This window comes from Neisseria sp. HMSC067H09, from assembly GCF_001814135.1.
GTDB lineage: Bacteria > Pseudomonadota > Gammaproteobacteria > Burkholderiales > Neisseriaceae > Neisseria.
The window spans coordinates 1-2,978 of the sequence record NZ_KV814886.1 but is presented as its reverse complement, the minus strand read 5'-3'; the positions used below and the strand labels follow the sequence as shown (position 1 = coordinate 2,978).

General features: G+C 49.3%; 3 protein-coding genes and 1 pseudogene. 3 read left to right on the top strand and 1 reads right to left on the bottom strand.

Annotated elements, in window-relative coordinates; genetic code table 11:
- On the bottom strand, positions 1 to 184 hold a 184-nt coding region (locus tag HMPREF2954_RS11430; protein ID WP_083313601.1), incomplete at its 3' end, for an IS630 transposase-related protein.
- 49 nt (positions 185 to 233) lie between these two features.
- Between HMPREF2954_RS11430 and HMPREF2954_RS13215 the strand changes: the two are divergent.
- From HMPREF2954_RS13215 to hemA, 3 genes and pseudogenes are all read left to right on the top strand, one after another.
- Positions 234 to 350 (top strand): annotated as a pseudogene (locus HMPREF2954_RS13215) (helix-turn-helix transcriptional regulator); the annotation flags it as partial.
- 250 nt (positions 351 to 600) lie between these two features.
- The gene (locus tag HMPREF2954_RS03665) at positions 601 to 1,392 is read left to right on the top strand and encodes a polyamine aminopropyltransferase (RefSeq protein ID WP_045073323.1); all 792 of its coding nucleotides are present in this window, start codon (positions 601 to 603) and stop codon (positions 1,390 to 1,392) included.
- Positions 1,393 to 1,540: 148 nt separating this feature from the next.
- The gene (gene hemA, locus HMPREF2954_RS03660) at positions 1,541 to 2,794 is read left to right on the top strand and encodes a glutamyl-tRNA reductase (protein ID WP_045073326.1); all 1,254 of its coding nucleotides are present in this window, start codon (positions 1,541 to 1,543) and stop codon (positions 2,792 to 2,794) included.
- Positions 2,795 to 2,978: the final 184 nt, after the last annotated feature.

Here is a 2,978-nt window from a genome sequence, read left to right as displayed (position 1 = left end):
CCCATCTGTTTGAGTGCATAGCAAACGGCGGCTGATGTTTTAGGCTGCCCGTTTGTTTTTTAAGGTGAATCCACAGGTAAAGCGTGTTTCTTGACAAGTTAAACGTTGCTGCGGTTTGGCTGATGTTTTTGCATTGTTCGTAATAGTTTAAAGCTTTGTTTCTTAAGTCCGCAGAGTATGCCATGGTTAGACCTTCAAAGTTGAGTATTGTACTATTTTATTTTTAATTGACTATATTAGTCACATCCGCCAACCCCCATTACGCCCCTTTTGAAATTGACCTCACAGCCGACAATACCGACATCGCCATCATCGGCCGCGTAGAATGGTTCGGCCGTTCCGTGAACTGATTTTAAAAACCTCTTAAAACCCGTTTAAAAACCTATCAAAACCCGACAGCTTTCAACAAAAAACCGCGCATTCCCGCGCGGTTTTGTGAAAAAGCTGATGCAACTTTTTTTCCAAACACAAAAATGCCGAAATCCACGTCTTTAAAAGATTTCGGCGTTTTTTTATATTACTTATTATTTGTGCAAAAACTAACAGTCCCCCACACACTCTGATAAAATACCCCCCCTTTCCCCTCCATCCGTCCACATCATGCCACGACACCCCTACCGCCGCCTGCGCCCCGCCAAGTCTGACCTGCCCGAAGTCGGCATTTCCGAAGAAGGCAATATCCGCTCGTTGCATCTGGGCAGCGACACCATCCAAAGCTCGATGAACCTCGACCATCCCGCCGAACTGGTTTTATCGTACAGCCGCGCGATGATGGGCTGGCTTCTGTTTGCGGAAGAAACGCCGAAACACATCACCCAAATCGGCTTGGGCGGCGGCTCGTTCGCACGCTGGATAGACAGCTACCTGCCCGACACCAAACAAACCGCCGTGGACATCAACCCGCAGGTCATCGCCGTCGCCCGCAGCCTGTTCGAGCTGCCGTTTGAAGGGGAAAACTTCGAAATCGTCGAAGCGGACGGCGCGGAATACATCAAAGTGTTCCGCCACAATACCGACGTGATTTTGGTGGACGGTTTCGACGGCGAACAAATCATCGACGCGCTGGTGGAAGAACCCTTCTTCCAAGACTGCCGCAACGCCCTCTCGCCCGACGGCGTATTCGTGACCAACTGGTGGAGCGGCGACAAACGCTACCAACGCTTCGTCGAACGCCTGCTCAACGTCTTCGAAGGCCGCGTGCTGGAGCTGCCCGCCGAAAGCCACGGCAATATGGCGGTGATGGCGTTCCAAAGCAGTCCGAAAGAGCAAAACCTCGACAAACTGAAAAAACGCGCGGAAAAATTAAGCGGACAATACGGCTTGGATTTCAAACGGATGTTGAGCGATTTGAAAGCAAACAACCCTAACAACGGCAAACATTTTTATCTGTGAGATGAACAGGTCGTCTGAAAACCTAAAACCGCCGACACATAAAATTTCAGATAACCTCCACCTACCCACTCCCCTTATCCGTTCATTTCATATCTGAATTGGGCTATAATACCGCCCGACACACACCATTCCGCAAAACACCCTCCCCATGCAACTCACCGCCGTCGGACTCAACCATCAAACTGCGCCCCTGAGCATACGCGAAAAATTAGCATTCGCCGCCGAGCATCTCCCCGATGCAGTTCGCGCTTTAGCACACAGTCCGGCCGCTGACGAAGCTGTTATCCTATCTACGTGCAACCGTACCGAGCTCTATTGCGTCGGCAATACAGAGCGGATTATTGAATGGCTCGCCGAATATCATAATCTCCCTGTCGAAGAAATCCGTCCCTACCTCTACACTTTAGACAACAACGAAACCATCCGACACGCCTTCCGCGTAGCCTGCGGGCTGGATTCCATGGTATTAGGGGAACCGCAAATCCTCGGACAAATCAAAGATGCCGTCCGTATCGCCCAAGAGCAGGAAAGCATCAATTCACACCTCAATGCGCTGTTCCAAAAAACCTTCTCAGTAGCCAAAGAAATCCGTACCGATACCGCCGTCGGTGAAAATTCCGTATCTATGGCATCCGCCTCGGTCAAAATGGCGGAACAAATTTTCCCCGACATTGCCGATTTGAATGTTTTATTTATCGGCGCGGGCGAAATGATTGAATTGGTAGCTACCTACTTTGCCGCGAAAAACCCCAAACTGATTACCGTCGCCAACCGCACCCTGCCCCGTGCGCAAGAATTATGCGACAAACTCGGCATTACTGCCGAACCTCACCTGCTGACCGACCTGCCTGAAATTTTGCACGAATACGATGTCGTCGTTTCTTCAACCGCCAGCCAGCTTCCATTGGTCGGCAAAGGCATGGTTGAACGCGCTTTGAAACAACGCCATAACATGCCTGTTTTCCTATTGGATTTGGCCGTCCCCAGAGACATCGAAGAAGAAGTGGGCGAACTTGGAGATGCCTATCTTTATACCGTCGACGATATGATGAACATCGTCCAAAGCGGTAAAGAATCACGGCAAAAAGCCGCCGCAGCCGCCGAAGCCATGGTTGAAGAAAAAGTCGGCGAATTTATCCAACAACAAAAAAGCCGCCAAAGCGTCCCGCTTATCCGCGCACTTCGCGACGAGGGCGAGCGCGCCCGCAGACAAGTACTAGAAAATGCAATGAAACAACTGGCAAAAGGCACGTCCCCAGAAGAAGTCCTCGAACGCCTCTCCATCCAACTGACCAATAAACTGCTCCATTCCCCTACCCGAACCCTCAATAAAGCAGGCTCGACCGACAGTGATCTTGTAGAAGCCGTTGCCCAAATTTATCATTTAGACAAAAATGATTGAAGCTATAAAATATAAGGGTCGTCTGAAATCCTAAAAGGGATTTCAGACGACCTTTTTAAGAAGTTCTGCTTTATCAGCGCGAATCTGCCAACATCCAGTATTTCATTTTTCAAACACAGAGGCCTTTGTAATAACATGAGTTATTAAAATTTTATAGTCAATTAAAATCAAAATAGGACACTAG